16 protein-coding genes are annotated in these 15,580 nt (G+C 66.4%); 8 read left to right on the plus strand and 8 right to left on the minus strand.

Going from position 1 to position 15,580, the window contains the following annotated elements:
- The 8 genes from KHY18_RS20110 to KHY18_RS20145 form a co-directional block, all read left to right on the plus strand.
- Positions 1-620: MnhB domain-containing protein (locus KHY18_RS20110; RefSeq protein ID WP_283771349.1), on the plus strand; the 620-nt coding region annotated here is incomplete at its 5' end.
- A complete protein-coding gene (locus KHY18_RS20115) occupies positions 620-985 on the plus strand; it encodes a Na+/H+ antiporter subunit C (RefSeq protein ID WP_213304022.1) in 366 nt (121 codons plus the stop codon). The genes KHY18_RS20110 and KHY18_RS20115, both read left to right, overlap by 1 nt.
- A complete protein-coding gene (locus KHY18_RS20120; protein ID WP_213304024.1) occupies positions 982-2,676 on the plus strand; it encodes a monovalent cation/H+ antiporter subunit D in 1,695 nt (564 codons plus the stop codon). Before KHY18_RS20115 ends, KHY18_RS20120 begins: the two co-directional genes overlap by 4 nt.
- Entirely contained in the window at positions 2,673-3,161 is a 489-nt protein-coding gene (locus tag KHY18_RS20125; protein ID WP_213304026.1) for a Na+/H+ antiporter subunit E, read from the plus strand. Before KHY18_RS20120 ends, KHY18_RS20125 begins: the two co-directional genes overlap by 4 nt.
- The gene (locus KHY18_RS20130) at positions 3,158-3,436 is read left to right on the plus strand and encodes a K+/H+ antiporter subunit F (protein ID WP_213304028.1); all 279 of its coding nucleotides are present in this window, start codon (positions 3,158-3,160) and stop codon (positions 3,434-3,436) included. Before KHY18_RS20125 ends, KHY18_RS20130 begins: the two co-directional genes overlap by 4 nt.
- Positions 3,433-3,819 carry a monovalent cation/H(+) antiporter subunit G gene (gene mnhG, locus KHY18_RS20135; RefSeq protein ID WP_213304031.1) on the plus strand — a complete coding sequence of 129 codons (387 nt, stop codon included), beginning with the start codon at positions 3,433-3,435 and terminating at the stop codon, positions 3,817-3,819. Before KHY18_RS20130 ends, mnhG begins: the two co-directional genes overlap by 4 nt.
- A gap of 18 nt (positions 3,820-3,837) precedes the next feature.
- The gene (gene crcB, locus KHY18_RS20140) at positions 3,838-4,221 is read left to right on the plus strand and encodes a fluoride efflux transporter CrcB (RefSeq protein ID WP_213304033.1); all 384 of its coding nucleotides are present in this window, start codon (positions 3,838-3,840) and stop codon (positions 4,219-4,221) included.
- A 129-nt stretch (positions 4,222-4,350) separates the two neighbouring features.
- A complete protein-coding gene (locus KHY18_RS20145; RefSeq protein WP_213304035.1) occupies positions 4,351-5,226 on the plus strand; it encodes an LOG family protein in 876 nt (291 codons plus the stop codon).
- A gap of 369 nt (positions 5,227-5,595) precedes the next feature.
- Here KHY18_RS20145 and KHY18_RS20150 read toward each other — a convergent pair whose 3' ends face one another.
- The 8 genes from KHY18_RS20150 to KHY18_RS20185 all read right to left on the minus strand — a co-directional run bounded on the left by KHY18_RS20150 (position 5,596) and on the right by KHY18_RS20185 (position 15,577).
- Positions 5,596-6,804 carry an MFS transporter gene (locus KHY18_RS20150; protein WP_213304038.1) on the minus strand — a complete coding sequence of 403 codons (1,209 nt, stop codon included), beginning with the start codon at positions 6,802-6,804 and terminating at the stop codon, positions 5,596-5,598.
- Positions 6,801-8,411 carry a DNA recombination protein RmuC gene (locus KHY18_RS20155; RefSeq protein WP_213304039.1) on the minus strand — a complete coding sequence of 537 codons (1,611 nt, stop codon included), beginning with the start codon at positions 8,409-8,411 and terminating at the stop codon, positions 6,801-6,803. Before KHY18_RS20155 ends, KHY18_RS20150 begins: the two co-directional genes overlap by 4 nt.
- 59 nt (positions 8,412-8,470) lie before the next feature.
- A complete protein-coding gene (locus KHY18_RS20160) occupies positions 8,471-9,886 on the minus strand; it encodes a sodium:proton antiporter (RefSeq protein ID WP_213304040.1) in 1,416 nt (471 codons plus the stop codon).
- 16 nt (positions 9,887-9,902) lie between these two features.
- A complete protein-coding gene (gene pncB, locus KHY18_RS20165; RefSeq protein ID WP_213304042.1) occupies positions 9,903-11,111 on the minus strand; it encodes a nicotinate phosphoribosyltransferase in 1,209 nt (402 codons plus the stop codon).
- 83 nt (positions 11,112-11,194) lie between these two features.
- The gene (locus tag KHY18_RS20170; RefSeq protein ID WP_213304044.1) at positions 11,195-11,650 is read right to left on the minus strand and encodes an acyl-CoA thioesterase; all 456 of its coding nucleotides are present in this window, start codon (positions 11,648-11,650) and stop codon (positions 11,195-11,197) included.
- An 86-nt stretch (positions 11,651-11,736) separates the two neighbouring features.
- Positions 11,737-13,044, minus strand: a complete 1,308-nt coding sequence (locus KHY18_RS20175) for an MFS transporter (protein WP_213304046.1) — start codon at positions 13,042-13,044, stop codon at positions 11,737-11,739.
- Between the two features lie 105 nt (positions 13,045-13,149).
- The gene (locus KHY18_RS20180; RefSeq protein WP_213304048.1) at positions 13,150-13,947 is read right to left on the minus strand and encodes an enoyl-CoA hydratase/isomerase family protein; all 798 of its coding nucleotides are present in this window, start codon (positions 13,945-13,947) and stop codon (positions 13,150-13,152) included.
- 13 nt (positions 13,948-13,960) lie between these two features.
- Positions 13,961-15,577 (minus strand): class I adenylate-forming enzyme family protein, encoded by a 1,617-nt coding sequence (locus KHY18_RS20185; protein ID WP_213304051.1) that lies wholly within the window; start codon positions 15,575-15,577, stop codon positions 13,961-13,963.
- Positions 15,578-15,580 lie beyond the last annotated feature (3 nt).

Genomic DNA, 15,580 nt, shown 5'->3' on the forward strand with positions numbered 1-15,580 from the left:
TGACGGTGTATGCGCTGCTGCGGCGCTTCCGCCCGGCGCGCGAGACCATGGACCTGCCCGAACAACAGCGCTTCGTGCCTGGCGACCCGCAGACCGACTTGCTCAACCCGCGCCATGCCAGCGATACCGCCGTCGGTTACCTGATGGTGCCCGCGGTGCTGGTGCGACTGCTGCTGCCGTTCGCGACGCTGGTCTCCGTCTATCTGTTCATGCGCGGCCACAACGAACCCGGCGGCGGCTTCATCGCCGGCCTGGTGTTCTCGGTGGCGCTGCTGCTGCAATACATCATTTCGGGCACGCAGTGGGTCGAGGCCCACTTCGCGCTGTTCCCGCGCCGCTGGATCGCGGTCGGCCTGCTGCTCGCGCTGATGACCGGCTTCGGCTCCATCATCGCCGGCTACCCGTTCATGACCAGCCACAGTTTCCACTTCACATTGCCACTGGTGGGAGAGATCCACCTGGCCAGCGCCACCTTCTTCGACCTGGGCGTGTTCGTGCTGGTCGTAGGTTCCACGATGTTGATACTGACGGCCATTGCCCACCAATCCGTACGCGGCCACCGCTATCATGCGCGCCTGCTCGATGACGACCAACTCGACGAGAACGAGAGGGCCCACTGATGGAACTCGTACTTGCCATTGCGATTGGCGTTCTCACCGGTTCGGGCGTCTGGCTGCTGCTGCGCCCGCGAACCTACCAGGTCATCATGGGCCTGTCGCTGATGGCCTATGCCGTCAATCTGTTCATCTTCAGCATGGGCCGCCAGGGCCTGGCCATCGACAAGGAGCCGGTGCTCAAGCCCGGCATCGCCCAGGATCTGGTGAACTACGCCGATCCCATGCCCCAGGCGTTGGTGCTCACGGCCATCGTGATCGGCTTTGCCTCGACCGCGCTGTTCCTCGTGGTGCTGCTCGCTTCGCGCGGCACCGCGGGCAACGACCATGTGGACGGCGTGCATTCGCGTGACGTGCAGGAGATGCCATGACGGACATCGCGAGCCTGCTCATGCCGCACCTGATGCTGGCCCCGATTGCGCTGCCCATGCTCACGGCGGCGCTGATGCTGCTGATGCGCGAAGAGCACCAGCGTCTCAAGCTGGGCCTCAATATCCTGTCGACCCTGGTCGGTCTGGTGATCGCCATTTCCCTGCTCGGCTGGACCGACCAGGCCGGCGCGCCCGTGACCATGGGCGTGTACCTGCCGGGCAACTGGCCTGCGCCGTTCGGCATTTCGCTGGCGCTGGACCGGCTGTCGGCGCTGATGCTGGTCACGACCAGCATCGTGGCGCTGTCGTCCATCGTCTTTGCCGCGGCGCGCTGGCACCGTGCGGGCGTGCACTTCCACCCGCTGTTCCAGTTCCAGCTGATGGGGCTCTCGGGCGCGTTTCTCACGGCCGATCTGTTCAATCTATTCGTGTTCTTCGAGATCACGCTCGCTGCCTCCTACGGCCTGCTGCTGCACGGCTCGGGGCGCGCGCGCATCCAGTCGGGCCTGCACTACATCGCGATCAACCTGGCGGCGTCGTCGCTGCTGCTGATCGGCGTGTCCATGCTCTACGGCATCACGGGCACGCTCAACATGGCCGACCTGGCGAGCGCCATTCCGCATGTCGACGCCGCCGATCGCGGACTGCTGCACGCGGCCGCGTCCATTCTGGCCATGGCTTTCCTGATCAAGGCCGCGATGTGGCCGCTGAACTTCTGGCTGGTGCCCGCCTACAGCGCGGCCACCGCGCCCGTGGGCGCGCTGTTCGCAATGATGACCAAGCTGGGCGTCTACACGGTGCTGCGTTTGTGGACCCTGATGTTCAGCAGCCAGGCCGGCGACTCCGCGCTGTTCGGCAGCGCCTGGCTGATGTGCGGCGGCATGCTGACCATGGTCTTCGGCGCCATAGGCATGCTGGGCTCGCAGCGGCTGACCAATCTTGCGGGCTACGCCGCCATTCTTTCGTCGGGCACCCTGCTCGCGGCAACGGGCTTCGGCCAGAACCTGCTGACGGCCGGCGTGCTTTACTACCTGCCCAGCTCGACGCTGGCCGTGGCCGCGCTGTTCCTGCTCGCCGACCTGATAGACCGCTGGCGCAATGCGGGCGCGCGCACCGCACCCTATGAAGACGACGAAGCGCCGTTCCTCAATGCCGAGTTGGTGCCCACCACCGGACTGAATCTTGACGAAGACGAGGAAGTGCTGATCGGCCGTGTCATCCCCGCGGCCGCGGCTTTCCTGGGCCTGGCGTTCATGGTCTGCACGCTGGTGATCTCGGGCCTGCCGCCGCTGTCGGGCTTTGTCGGCAAGATCGCCATGCTCAATGCCTTGCTCAACCCGCTGGGCGTGGGAACGTCCGCGGGCTACCAGCCCGGCATCTGGGGCTGGACGCTGCTGACGCTGCTTATCGGCACGGGCCTGGTCGGCTCGATCGCGCTGATTCGCGTGGGCATGCGCCATTTCTGGGCCAGCCATGACCGCAACACGCCGCAGCTGCGCGTGGCCGAAGGCCTGCCCATCGCCGCGCTGCTGCTGTGCTGCGTGGCAATGACGGTGCAAGCCGGCCCCGTGATGCGCTACATGCAGAACGCGGCCGATGCGCTGCATTCGCCCGGCACCTACATTCACGGCGTGCTGACGCAGGCGCCCGTGCCCAACCCCGCACCCATTCTTTCCCAGGAGCAGCCATGAAACACCTGCTGCCCGCGCCACTGCTTTCGGTGGCACTGTTTCTTCTCTGGCTGCTGCTCAACCAGTCGCTGGGCGCCGGCCATATGCTGCTGGGCGCCATCCTGGGGCTGGCGATTCCCGTGCTGCTGCGCGGCCTGCGGCCTTTGCCGGTGCACATCCGCCACCCGCTGACCATTTTGCGGCTGGCGTTCACCGTGGTCTACGACACCTCGGTGTCCAATCTGACCGTGGTGCGTTTTCTGCTGTTTCCGTCGTACCGCAAACATGGCGCCGATTTCGTGCACATTCCGCTCGAGCTGCGCGACCCGAACGCGCTGGCGGTGCTGGCGATGATCGTCTGCATCACGCCCGGAACCTCCTGGGCCGAGCTGTCGCGCGATCGCTCCGTATTGCTTTTGCATGCACTCGAAGTCGATGACGCCCAGGAAATCATCGACCACATCAAGACCCGCTACGAGCGCCCCCTGATGGAGATTTTTGAATGAGCCCGTATTTCGTCTGGGCGCTTTCCCTGGCGCTGTTTCTGCTGGTCGCGGCCATGGCCTGCGCGCTGTTTCGCCTGCTCAAGGGCCCGGCGGCCCAGGACCGCGTGCTCGCGCTCGACTGCATGTACACCATAGGCATGCTGGCCATGCTGGTGCTGGGCATCATGTACAGCAGCACCGATTACTTCGAGGCCGCGCTGCTGATCGCGCTGTTCGGCTGCATCAGCTCCACGGCCATGGCCAAGTTCCTGCTGCGCGGAGAAGTCATCGAATGAACGAAGTGATGATTCCGCTCTGGGCCCAGGCCATCGTCGGCTTTCTGGTGATTGCGGGCGCGCTGCTCGCGCTGCTGGGCGCGCTCGGACTGGTGCGGCTCAAGAGCTATTTCGAACGCGTGCACTCGCCATCCATCATCGCCACGCTGGCCTGCTGGTGCATCATGCATGCCACGGTGCTGTTCTTCTCGGTGATGGAGCAGCGCCTGGCGCTGCACGCGCTGCTGATCGCGGTGTTCATTTCGGTGACCGTGCCCATCACGACGATTTTCCTGATGCGCGCCGCGCTGTTTCGCGCACGCCGCACGGGCCAGAACGTGCCGCCGGCCGTGAGCCGCGTGGTCTCCAGCGACCCGGCCGACGACGTCGACAACCGGTACTGAGTCCGCCTCCCTGCGGCCATGCTGCCTGTTCTTGCAATCTGTATTGGCGCCTGCCTGGGCGCCCTCGCCCGCTGGCGTCTGGGCCTGTGGCTCAGCACGCCGCATGGCCTGCCCTGGGGCACGCTGGCCGCGAACATCGTCGGCGGCTATCTGATCGGTGTCTGCGTGGCGGCCTTCGATGCGCTGCCGCACCTGGACCCGGCCTGGCGGCTGGCACTGGTCACCGGGTTTCTCGGCGCCCTCACCACTTTCTCGAGTTTTTCAGCCGAAGTCGTCGGCATGCTGCAGCACCAGCGCTATGGCCCGGCACTGGGCTGGACCAGCTTGCATGTACTGGGCTCGCTGGCGATGACCGTGGCCGGCATGGCCAGCGTCCATGCGCTCTGGACGCGCGCGCAATGATTGCTGCCGCCAGCCAAAAGCTATGACTTTGTGAGCGTATAGTGGATTCAGCGGCGGTGCACGGCACGCCCGCTGCGTTTGGATCGTGGTGTCAGGCGCCACATGCGCTTTTTACTTTGTCGAGGCTACATGGAAATCTCCCATCCCCTGTCTGAAACCGACCTCGCCGACGGCTGGGGCCAATTGCACGACCAGGCGCACAACGGTGCAGTCCTGCAGCCCAACTCCCACCGCCTGGCGTTTGCCGACCCTGAATTCATGTTCCGGCGCGAAACGCGCGGCATACGCATGCAGCTCGAGCTGCTCAAGCCCGATATCGCCCAGCGCGAACGCGGCATAGAACACACGGTCGTGGTGTACGGCAGCGCGCGCTTCGTCGACCCCGAACAGGCCGCAAGCCAGCTCGCAGACGCCCAGGCCAGTGGCGACGCCGAACGCATTGGCGTTGCCCAGCAGGCCGTGCGCAATGCCCAGCGCTACGACCAGGCGCGCCAGTTCGCGCGCATCGTCGCCACCGACAGCCTCAAGCAGGCGCCGCAGGAGCGGCTGTACATCTGCACCGGCGGCGGCCCGGGCATCATGGAAGCCGCGAACCGCGGCGCCCACGATGTCGGCGTGGACAACATCGGCTTGAACATCGCCCTGCCCCATGAGCAGAACGGCAACCGCTTCATCACGCCCGATCTGAGCTTCAAGTTCCACTACTTCGCGCTGCGCAAGATGCACTTCGTGATGCGCGCCAAGGCGCTGGTCGCCTTCCCCGGCGGCTTCGGCACGCTCGACGAGCTGTTCGAAGTGCTGACGCTGGTGCAGACCAGCAAGAGCCGGCCCGTGCCCGTGATCCTGTTCGGCAGCGAGTTCTGGAAGAAGCTGATCAATTTCGAACTGCTGATCGAGGAAGGCACGATCTCGCGCAAGGATCTGGCCCTGTTCCACTACACCGACGACCCGGCCGAAGCCTGGGCGCTGATCAAGAAGCACTACGAGATTGGCGAAAAGGCCTGAGGGCGATCAGGCGGGCCGCTGCGCAGCGACCGTCAGCGGCGCAGCCTCAAAATACCGGCCCTTCGACAAGCTCAGGGCGAACGGGTACAAACCGTTCGTGGTGAGCCTGCCTTGCCGGCCGCGTCGCACCATGAACGCCCCGTCCTCATGACTTGAGCGCAGGCCGTTCACCCTTCGACAAGCTCAGGGCGAACGGGTATAGACCGTTCGTGGTGAGCCTGTCGAACCATGAACGGCCTGTCCTCATGACTTGAGCGCAGGCGGTTCACCCTTCGACGCGGCCAGCGAGGCAGGCTCAGGGCGAACGGGGATTTTGAAGCCCGCTGTTTCTTCTTAACGCCTGGCGAGAACACGCCTCGCTCAAATAGCTCAAGGCGGCGGCAACTGCGCCACCTTTTTCTCAGGCTCGATATGCTCGGGCGTACCCATGCGCCAGGCCGCGCGCACGCCGCAGCATACGCCCGCGCCCACGGTCCAGAACAGCGCCGAGATACCGATCACGCCGCCGGCCGCGCCGAACAGCATGGGCATGGCCACGCTCGAGGCGTTGATCACCATCAGCCGCAGTCCCAGCGCTTCGCCCTGGCGGTGCTGGGGCGTGATCTGGTGCAGCATGCTCATCACCATGGGCTGCACCGAGCCCAGCGAAAAGCCCAGCAGCACCGAGCACACGCCCATGGTCAGCGGGCTTTCCATGAACGGGTAGACCACGAAGATGCAGGCCGTGGCCGCCATCGCGATGGCGATCACCGCGCCTTCGCGCAAGCGGTCGGCGACCAGCGGCATCAGCAGCCGGATCGCGGCCGCGGCGACGGCGAACATGCCCAGCAGCGTGCCTATGACCGAAGCGCTCATGCCGCGTTCGTGGCCCAGCAGCGGCAGCACGAAAGTGTGCACGTCCCAGCTCGCCGACTGCACCCAGTTGACGATCAGCACGGTGCGAAACGCGGGGTCGTTGAGCAGGTCCCAGGCGCGCTGGCCGCTGACCGGCGCGGGCGCGGGCGCGCGCGGCGTTTCCTCGGTCTTGCGTATCCAGAACCAGGCGACGATGGGGCTCAGCGCCAACAGGCCGAAAGCCACGCGGTAGCCCGACAGGGGGCTGTCGCCGAACGTCGCATGGTCGATCATCAGGCCCGTGAAGAACGGCCCGACGAAGTTGGCGAATGCCGGGCCTATGGCCAGCCAGCTGAAGACTTTCTTCAGCTGCGACGGATCGTGCGCGGCACGCCCCACATGGCGCTGCACGGTGATCACGACAATGCCCGAGCCGCCGCCCGTGCACAGCGCCGCGAAGCACAGCACCGGAAAGGTCGGCAGCAACATCGCCGCCGCGCAGCCTATGCTGGCCATCAGCATGCCGATGAAGAACGGCCGACGCAGCCCATGGCGGTCGGCAAAGCGGCCCGCAGGCAAGGCGAGAAACACCTGGGTCAGCGCGAACAGCGCCAGCAGCACGCCGACCGCGGGCGCGCTGTAACCTTGCTTGAGTGCGAGCAGCGGCGCGGCCAGGCGCACGCCGGCCATGGTGGCGTGCACCAGAACCTGCGACCCTATGACCTTGAACAGCGCCGCGTTCATTGCGCGCCTCCCGTCTGGTCGCTGTCGGCGTCGGCGTCGAGATCGTCGGCATCGGGCAGGCCCAGCACCGCGATGGTCGGGGTCACGGCCGCGGCGCCCAAGGGCAGATCCTGCACATCGCGCAGCTTGCGCTGGATGGCGCGCGTGCGCACGCCCACTTCGTCGAACTTGCGCGCCGCCGCATCGATCGATTTCTTCGTCGCCGCGACCACTTCGCCGAACTTGGCGAACTCGGTCTTGACCGCGCCCAGCAGGCCCCAGACTTCCGACGAGCGCTGCTCTATGGCCAGCGTCTTGAAGCCCATCTGCAGGCTGTTGAGCATGGCCGCGAGATTGGCCGGGCCGGTGATCATCACGCGGCAGTCGTTCTGGATGGCTTCGACCAGGCCGGGGCGGCGCATGACTTCGGCGAACAGGCCTTCGGTGGGCAGATAAAGAATCGCGAAATCGGTGGTGTGCGGCGGCGACACGTACTTGGCGTAGATCTTCTTCGCCTCGAACTTGATCGAGGCCTCGAACGCCAGGCCCGCGCTCTGTATCAGCGCCTTGTCGGCCGCGTCCTGGGCGTCCATCAGCCGCTGGTAATGCTCGACCGGGTACTTGGCATCGATGGGCAGCCACACCGGCTGGTCGTCGGCCTGGCCCGGCAGGCGGATCGCGAACTCGACCAGCTCGTCGCTGCCCGGCACGGTCTTGACGTTGCGCGCGTACTGCGCGGGCGTGAGCACGTTCTCTATGATCGCGCCCAGCTGCATTTCGCCCCAGGTGCCGCGCGATTTCACATTGGTCATCACGCGCTTGAGATCGCCCACGCTGCCGGCCAGCGTCTGCATTTCGCCCAGGCCCTTGTGCACCTGTTCGAGCCGGTCGCTGACCAGCTTGAACGATTCGCCCAGGCGCTGCTCCAGCGTCGCATGCAGTTTCTCGTCGACGGTGCGGCGCATTTCCTCGAGCTTGGCGGAGTTGTCGGCCTGGATGGCCGCGAGCCGCTCGTTGAGCGCGCTGCGCAGTTGCTCGGCGCTGCTCTGGCTGCCCTGCACCAGGCCGCCGAGCTGCTGCGTCACCGCATCCTGCAGCACGCCGAACTGGTGGCGAATCTGGTGGCCGTTGCCTTCGAGCTGGTCCTTGAGCGCGGTCGACATCGCCGTGAGCTGGCTTTGCACATCGCCCTTGAGCGAATCGAGCGTGCCGCGCGTGGCCTGCGACAACGCTTCGAAACGCTGCTGTATGCGCTGCTCGAACAGGCTGGTGCTGTCGGCCATCACCTGGCGTGAGCGCGTGCTTTCGCCCGTGAGCGCGGCCGTGGTCGCGGTCAGCTCGCGGCGGAAAGCGGTGAGCGCATCCGTGAGCACATCGCGCATGGCCTCGGCATCGACCCGTGCCTGGGCCTGCTGCGCGCGCAACTGCTGGCCCATGCTTTCGAGCGCGCCATCGTTGCGCGCAATCGCCAGCTGCGTGGCCTGCATGCCGCGCTCCAGCGCCTGCATCTGGGTCTGCAGATCGGCAAGATCTTCCGCACCGTTGTCCTGGCGCCGCAGCAAGGCCAGTATTTGCAAAACCACCACCAGCGCGAGGGCTGCGAGCAAGACAAGGGATTCGAAAGACAAAGTCGGTACTTCAAAAAAAGAGGGGCTGGGCGCAGATTATCTGCCCTCTGGGCGCCCCGTCACACAAACCAGATCCAGGTCATGAGCACGAACAGCGGCAGCAGGATGCCGCACGACCACAGCATGTAGCCGAAGAAGCTGGGCATCTTCACGCCGCGGTCCTCGGCGATGGCCTTGACCATCAGGTTGGGCGCATTGCCTATGTAAGTGTTCGCACCCATGAACACCGCGCCCGCCGAAATCGCCGCCAGCGTGGGCGCGAGCGTGGTCATCAGCAACTGCGCGTCGCCGCCCGCGGTGTTGAAGAACACCAGGTAGGTCGGCGCATTGTCGAGGAACGACGACAGCGCGCCCGCGGCCCAGAAATACATCGCCGGATCGGGCGAGCCGTCGGGCCGCGTGACCGCGCGCACGATGGCGCCGAACGGGCCGTCGGTGCCGGCCTTGAGCATGGCGATCACGGGAATGATGGTCAGGAAGATGCCGGCGAACAGCTTGGCGACTTCGGCCATGGGCGCCCAGCCGAACTGGTTGCGCAAATGCACGTCGGTGGGCGTGATGCGCAGCGAGGCCCAGACCACGGCCAGCAGGCCCAGATCGCGCACCAGGCCCGGCAGGCCCACGGCCGTGCCGGCGACATCGAACGCCACGCCCGACTTCCAGAATCCGCTGAGCAGCACCAGCGCGACGATCACGCCCAGCAGCGCGAAGTTCGCCTTGCCGTCGAAACCGAAACGTTCGCTGCTGTCGCCCGCGGCGGCCACGGGCAAGGTGCATTCGCCGGGGCGGCGCATGTACCAGCTGTCGAGCGCGAAGAACAGCGCCAGCAGCGCGCCCACCAGGAACAGCGCCTGCGGGAAAAGATGCTGCAGCGGCCAGAAGAAATCGACGCCCTTGAGAAAGCCCAGGAACAGCGGCGGATCGCCCAGCGGCGTGAGCGCGCCCCCTGCGTTGGAGACGATGAAGATGAAGAACACCACGATATGGGCCGTGTGCTGGCGGCCCGCGTTGGCGCGAATCAGCGGGCGTATCAGCAGCATGGACGCGCCTGTCGTGCCCATGAAGCTGGCCAGCACCGCGCCCGTGGCCAGGATGCCCACATTGAGCGCGGGCGTGCCGCGCAGGTTACCGCGAATGTAGATGCCGCCCGCGACCGTGAACAGCGCCAGCAGCAGGATCACGAAAGGCAGGTATTCGGCCAGCAGCGCGTGCACCAGGCTGGACCCCGCGGCGCCCACGCCAAACAGCGCTGCGAACGGCAGCAAAAAGGCCAGTGCCCAGCCCGCGGTGAGCTTGCCGAAATGGTGGTGCCAGAAAAACGGCGCGATCAGCGGCATCAGCGCGATCGACAGCAGCAGCCCGGCGAAGGGAATGCCCCACCAACCCGACAGCGCGCCGCCGTCGATGTCGGCCGCCAGCGCCCAGCCCGGCAGGGCCGCCAATGCAGCCAGGGCCGCAGCACGCACGAGTTTCATGGGGAAAATTCCTGGTTCAGATCGAAGGAGCGATTTCAAACACCTGGCGCAGGTAGGCCAGGTACTTCTCGTCGTCGCACATGCTCTTGCCCGGCGAATCCGACAGCTTGGCCACGGGCTGGCCCGCGCAGCGCGTCATCTTGATCACCACCTGCAAAGGCTCGTAGCCCAGGTCGTTGGTCAGATTGGTGCCAATGCCGAAGGCCAGCAGGCAGCGCCCGCGAAAGCGCTCGAACAGCGCGATGGTGCGCGGAATGGTCAGCGCGTCGCTGAAGATCAGCGTCTTGGTCAGCGGATCGACGCGGTTGATGCGGTAGTGTTCGAGCAGGCGCTCGCCCCAGGTGAACGGGTCGCCGCTGTCGTGGCGCGCGCCGTCGAACAGCTTGCAGAAATACAGGTCGAAGTCGCGCAGGAAAGCGCTCATGCCGTAGACGTCCGACAGCGCAATGCCCAGATCGCCGCGGTACTCGCGCGCCCAGGACTCGAAACCGAACACCTGGCTGTCGCGCAGCCGCGGGCCCAGCGCCTGGCAGGCCTGCAGGTATTCATGCGCCATGGTGCCCAGCGGCGTCACGCCCAGCTTCATCGCGTAGAGCACATTGCTGGTGCCCGCGAACTGGCCTTCGAGGCGGCTGGAGCCCGCGCTGCGCTCGCCCGTGCCCAGGCGCGCGCACAGCACGCGCAGCACTTCCTCGTGCCAGGCCCGGCTGAAACGCCGGCGTGTGCCGTAGTCGGCGATCTTCAGCGGCTCCAGGCCCGGGGCCTGCAGCTGCAACACCTTCTCTTCGAGGCGGCGCCGGCCTTCGGGGAAGTCGGGCACTTTCTGCGTATTGCGGAAGTACACCTCGTTGACGATGGCCAGCACCGGAATCTCGAACAGGATGGTGTGCAGCCAGGGTCCGCGAATCGTGATGTCGATTTCGCCATTGGGCAGGCCGGTCACTTCAATGTATTTTTCATTGAGGCGGAACAGACCCAGGAAGTCGATGAAGTCGCTCTTGATGAAGCGCAGGCCGCTGAGATAGGCGAGTTCGGCGTCGCGAAACTGCAGATCGCAAAGGCAGCGAATCTCTTCGCGAATCTCGTTCACATAGGGCGCCAGCTGCACGCCCGGGTTGCGGCACTTGAAACGGTATTCGACCTGCGCACTCGGAAACTGGTGCAGCACGACCTGCATCATGGTGAACTTGTACAGGTCGGTGTCGAGCAAACTGGTGATGATCATGGGCAAGACAGGGGACGGGGCCCAGGCTGGCAGTGGCAGGCAGCCGACAGTGTAGGCGATCCCTCCCCAGCTTGGTGCGGGCTTCAGGCCACGACCAAGGCCTCGAGCACTTCGCGCAGCCGCACGGGCAAGGCGCAGGGCCGGCGTGTCACACGGTCCACATAGACATGGATGAAGTGCCCGGCCGCGGCGCTCAGCGCTTCGCCCTGGGCGAACAGCCCCACCTCATAGCGCACGCTGGAGCTGCCCACGCGCGCCACGCGAATGCCGGCCTCGACGGTCTGCGGAAACGCCAGCGGCGCAAAGTAATTGCACTGGGTCTCTATCACCAGGCCTATGGTCTCGCCATGGTCGATGTCGAGCGCGCCCTGCTCTATCAGGTGCGAGTTCACGGCGGTGTCGAACCAGCTGTAATAGACGACGTTGTTCACATGGCCGTAGACGTCGTTGTCGCCCCAGCGCGTGGTGATGGTCTTGAAGGTCCTGTACGCGCCGCGCTCCTGCGGCTGAGGGCGTGCGGCGGCGGAGTGGCTGTCCATTGATTACCCATTCATCAAGCAAAGCGGGGGACTAGCTTAATTCAGCCGGCCCCCGGCAGCGCCGCATGAATGTCATGCGCGAGACATCAGTAGGTGATCGCCTTGCACTGGCTGCGGCGTATCGACAGGATGCCGACCAGGCCCACGATCGCCGCGGCGATCACGAAGAACGCTGGCGACTGCTTGTTTTCGGTGAGCTGCACCAGCTTCACGGCGATGAACGGCGCCGTGCCGCCGGCGATGATCACGCCGAAGTTCCAGCCCGAGGCCACACCCGTGTAGCGGTACTGGGGCTCGAACAGCACGGGCAGTATCGTATAGGCGCTGACCTGGGTCGCGACCGTGTTGAGCATCAGCACGATGTAGGCGATCGCGGCGATCGACAGGCTCTTGTCCATCATCGCCATCGCGGGATAGGTCAGCACGATGTAGCCGATCAGGCCCACGAGCATCAGCCGGCGCAGGCCTATGCGGTCGCCGATATAGCCGCCCAGCGGCATCAGCAGCGCGGAAATGCCGATGGCCAGCGTCGCCACCCAATAGACGCTGCCCGCGGGATAGCCGAGCTGCTTGACCAGATGGATGCTCATGTAGGTCAGGCCGATGTAGGCCGTGCCATTGGTCGCGGCGCTGATCGCCGTCGACTGCAGCAAGGCCTTGCCCTGGAAGCGGAACAGCGCGCCGATGGGCGAGCTTTCCTTCTTTTCGGGCTTGGCTTCATAGGTTTCCTTGACGCGGGTGCGCGCCCAGATGCACAGCAGCGTCAGCGGCAGGGCCAGCAGGAAAGGAATGCGCCAGCCCCAGCTGGTCATCTGCTCGGGCGTGGTCAAGGCCGTCACCGCGCCCGCCACGGCCGCGGCCAGCGCGAAGCCTCCGGTCGAGCCCATGGGCGTGAACGCGCCGAACGTCGCTCTCAGGTGGCGTGGCGATGATTCGGAAATGAAGGTCGCCGAGCCGCCGACTTCACCGCCGGCCGAGAAGCCCTGCAGCAGCCGCACCAGCACCAGCAGGGCCGTGGCGTAGTAGCCGGCCTGCTCGAACGTGGGCAGAAAACCCATCAAGGTGCTGCCCACGCCCATGCAGACCAGCGTGCCCAGCAGCGCGGTCTTGCGCCCGTACTTGTCGCCGATGTGGCCGAACACGATGCCGCCCAGCGGCCGCACCACATAGGCCGTGCCGAACACCGCGAGCGCGGCCAGCAGCGAGACCGTGGGGTCGCCGCTGGGAAAGAACAGCGGCGCGATGATCACCGCCATGTAGCCGTAGAGGCTGAAGTCGTAGTACTCGATCAGCGTGCCCACGAAGCCCGACACTGCGGCGCGCTTCGAATCGGCGTGCGCGCCGGCCACGGGCTGCGCGCTGTCGCCGGCCCCCAGAATGCTTGCGTTTGTCATGTCTCGTCCATTTCTCGTTTGGTTGTCCTGGTGGAAGGTCTGATCGCCATCCATCCCCGTTCGTTGATTTCGAAGACGCTTCGCCTGCGGAAGCACGGATCCCTTTCATTCGCCGGTGAATTGCGGCGGGCGTTTTTGCGTGAAGGCCTGCGCGGCTTCCTGGAAGTCCCGGGTCATCAGGCCCAGCACCTGCGCATGGTTTTCGAGTTCGATCGCCGCCTGCAGGCTCGCGGCGTCGAGGTTTTGCCACATCACGCGCTTGGTGTGCGCCGTGGCATAGGTCGCGTTAGCGGTGATCTGCCGCGCGCAGGCCAGCGCGCGTTCGAGCAGGCCGTCGGCCGGCACGACTTCGGCCACCAGGCCCAGGCGTTCGGCTTCGTCGGCATTCACCGGCCGGCCGCTGAGCATGATTTCAAACGCGCGGCCCGCGCCGATGAGGCGCGGCAGGTGGTAGCTGATGCCGCATTCGCCGGCCGTGAGGCCGATCTTCACCGCGCCCACATGGAACGCGGCCTGGGGCGCGGCAAAGCGGATGTCGGCGGCCAGCGCCAGCCCCATGCCCGCGCCCACGGCCACGCCGTTGACGGCGGCGATCACCGCCGCATCGGTGTCGCGCAGGCGCTGCACCAGTCCGGCGAACGCATGCTGCAGCGCCATCGCTGCGCGCACCGAGCTGTCGAAGCCGGCGTCGGCATTGAGCACCGACTTGAGATCGAGTCCGGCGCAAAAGCCCGCGCCTTGGCCGGTGACGATCAGCACGCGCAGGCTGCGATCGGCCAGCAGTTGGTCGAGCTGCGCATGCACGGTCTGCATCGCGGCCAGGCTCAGCGCATTGCGGCGCGCGGGCTGCTCCAGGCGCAGCAGCGCGATGCCGGGTTCAAGCGTTTGGGTGGAGGAAGTCATTGCCTGGCCCTCATCACGCGGTGGAGGTGGCGGCGGACGTGGCGGCGGCCGTGGCCGTCGCCAGCGCTTCGCGCAGAACGCGCTTGAGCAGCTTGCCGTTGGCATTGCGCGGCAGCGGATCTGCGCGCAGCGTGAAGCTTTCGGGCACCTTGTAGTCGGACAGGCGCTGGGCGCAGAAACTGCGCAGCGCCGCGGCATCGAGCACCTTGCCCGGGCGCGGCGTGACGAACACATGCACGCGCTCGCCCAGCACCGGACAGGGCTTGGCGACGACAGCGGCTTCAAGCACGTCGGGGTGCTCGCACAGCGCGTTCTCCACTTCCACGCTGAAGATCTTGTAGCCGCCGCGGTTGAGCATGTCCTTGCGCCGGTCGAGCACGTAGACAAAGCCTTGCGCGTCCACGCGCCCCACATCGCCGCTGCGCCAGTAGCCGTCGATGAAGTTCTCGCGCGTCGCCTGCGGGTTCTGCCAGTAGCCCTTCGCGACCATGGGGCCCTTGAGCCACAGCTCGCCGATCTCGCCCACGGGCACCTGCCGGCCATCGTCGTCCATCACCGCGATGTCGGCGCAGGGCAGCGCCGGGCCCACGCTGTCGAGGTGGGCGCGCGTCAGCTGCGCGGGCATCACGGCCACGGGCGAGGTGGTCTCGGTCGCGCCGTAGCAGTTCGAAAGCCGCAGGCCCGGCAGCCACTGCGCGAGCCGGTCTATGGTTTCGGGCGGCATGGGCGCGCCGCCATAGCCGCCCACGGTCCAGGCCGACAGGTCGTGGCGCTCGAAGTCGGGCTGCAGCAGGCACAGCTGGTACATCGCGGGCACCATGATGGTGTAGCTGATGCGCTCGCGCGCGGCCAGCGGCAGGAACTCGGCGGCCTTGAAATGCGGCACGACGATCAGCGTGCCGCCCAGGCCCAGCGTTACGGCCATCAGCGCCGCCAGGCCCGTGATGTGGCTCAGCGGCACGACCAGGCAGCAGCGCACGCTGTCGTCCAGGCCCAGCGACTGCGCGTAGTGCAGGATGGTGTGCACCAGGCCCAGATGCGTGAGCATCGCGCCCTTGGGAAAACCGGTGGTGCCCGAGGTGTAGACCAGCATCGCCAGGTCTTCCTCGTCGACCGCGACCGGCTGTTCGAGCCGCGCATGCCGCAGCAGCGCATCGAAGCGGCAGGCGGCGTCGCTGTCACCGACGACCACGCGCAGGCGCAGATCGGGCACTTCGCCCGCGGGCGGCGCCAGCGTCTGCAATGCGGCGTCGACGAACAAGGCGCTGGCGCCCGAATTGCGCAGGATATAGGTGAGCCCCGGCGTCTGCTCGCGCGTGCTCAGCGGCAGCACCACCGCGCCTATCGCCAAGATGGCGTAGCTCGCGACCACGAACTCGGATCCGTTGCCCAGCAGCAGCGCCACGCGGTCGCCCTGGCCCACACCCTGGGCGCGCAGGCCCGCGGCCACGCGCATCACCTGGTCGTCGAGCTGCGCCCAACTGAGCCGCTGCGCGCCGCAGACCAGGGCCTCGGCCGCGGGCTTGCGCCGCGCGACCGCACTCCACAGCGCCATCAGATCGCGCGGCCTGTGCTGGAAGCAGCGCATCGTGCGCTGGTCGTAATGGGTCTCGAGGTGGGTGTCGTACATGGC

The organism is Acidovorax sp. CCYZU-2555 (assembly GCF_018413525.1).
Taxonomy (GTDB): Bacteria; Pseudomonadota; Gammaproteobacteria; order Burkholderiales; family Burkholderiaceae_C; genus Comamonas.

Bases quoted from the DNA above. Each gene is read 5' to 3' on its own strand.
- KHY18_RS20115 (WP_213304022.1), top strand. From the start codon at position 620: ATGGAACTCGTACTTGCCATTGCGATTGGCGTTCTCACCGGTTCGGGC.
- KHY18_RS20120 (WP_213304024.1), top strand. From the start codon at position 982: ATGACGGACATCGCGAGCCTGCTCATGCCGCACCTGATGCTGGCCCCG.
- KHY18_RS20125 (WP_213304026.1), top strand. From the start codon at position 2,673: ATGAAACACCTGCTGCCCGCGCCACTGCTTTCGGTGGCACTGTTTCTT.
- KHY18_RS20130 (WP_213304028.1), top strand. From the start codon at position 3,158: ATGAGCCCGTATTTCGTCTGGGCGCTTTCCCTGGCGCTGTTTCTGCTG.
- mnhG (WP_213304031.1), top strand. From the start codon at position 3,433: ATGAACGAAGTGATGATTCCGCTCTGGGCCCAGGCCATCGTCGGCTTT.
- crcB (WP_213304033.1), top strand. From the start codon at position 3,838: ATGCTGCCTGTTCTTGCAATCTGTATTGGCGCCTGCCTGGGCGCCCTC.
- KHY18_RS20145 (WP_213304035.1), top strand. From the start codon at position 4,351: ATGGAAATCTCCCATCCCCTGTCTGAAACCGACCTCGCCGACGGCTGG.
- KHY18_RS20150 (WP_213304038.1), bottom strand. From the start codon at position 6,804: ATGAACGCGGCGCTGTTCAAGGTCATAGGGTCGCAGGTTCTGGTGCAC.
- KHY18_RS20160 (WP_213304040.1), bottom strand. From the start codon at position 9,886: ATGAAACTCGTGCGTGCTGCGGCCCTGGCTGCATTGGCGGCCCTGCCG.
- pncB (WP_213304042.1), bottom strand. From the start codon at position 11,111: ATGATCATCACCAGTTTGCTCGACACCGACCTGTACAAGTTCACCATG.
- KHY18_RS20170 (WP_213304044.1), bottom strand. From the start codon at position 11,650: ATGGACAGCCACTCCGCCGCCGCACGCCCTCAGCCGCAGGAGCGCGGC.
- KHY18_RS20175 (WP_213304046.1), bottom strand. From the start codon at position 13,044: ATGACAAACGCAAGCATTCTGGGGGCCGGCGACAGCGCGCAGCCCGTG.
- KHY18_RS20180 (WP_213304048.1), bottom strand. From the start codon at position 13,947: ATGACTTCCTCCACCCAAACGCTTGAACCCGGCATCGCGCTGCTGCGC.
- KHY18_RS20185 (WP_213304051.1), bottom strand. From the start codon at position 15,577: ATGTACGACACCCACCTCGAGACCCATTACGACCAGCGCACGATGCGC.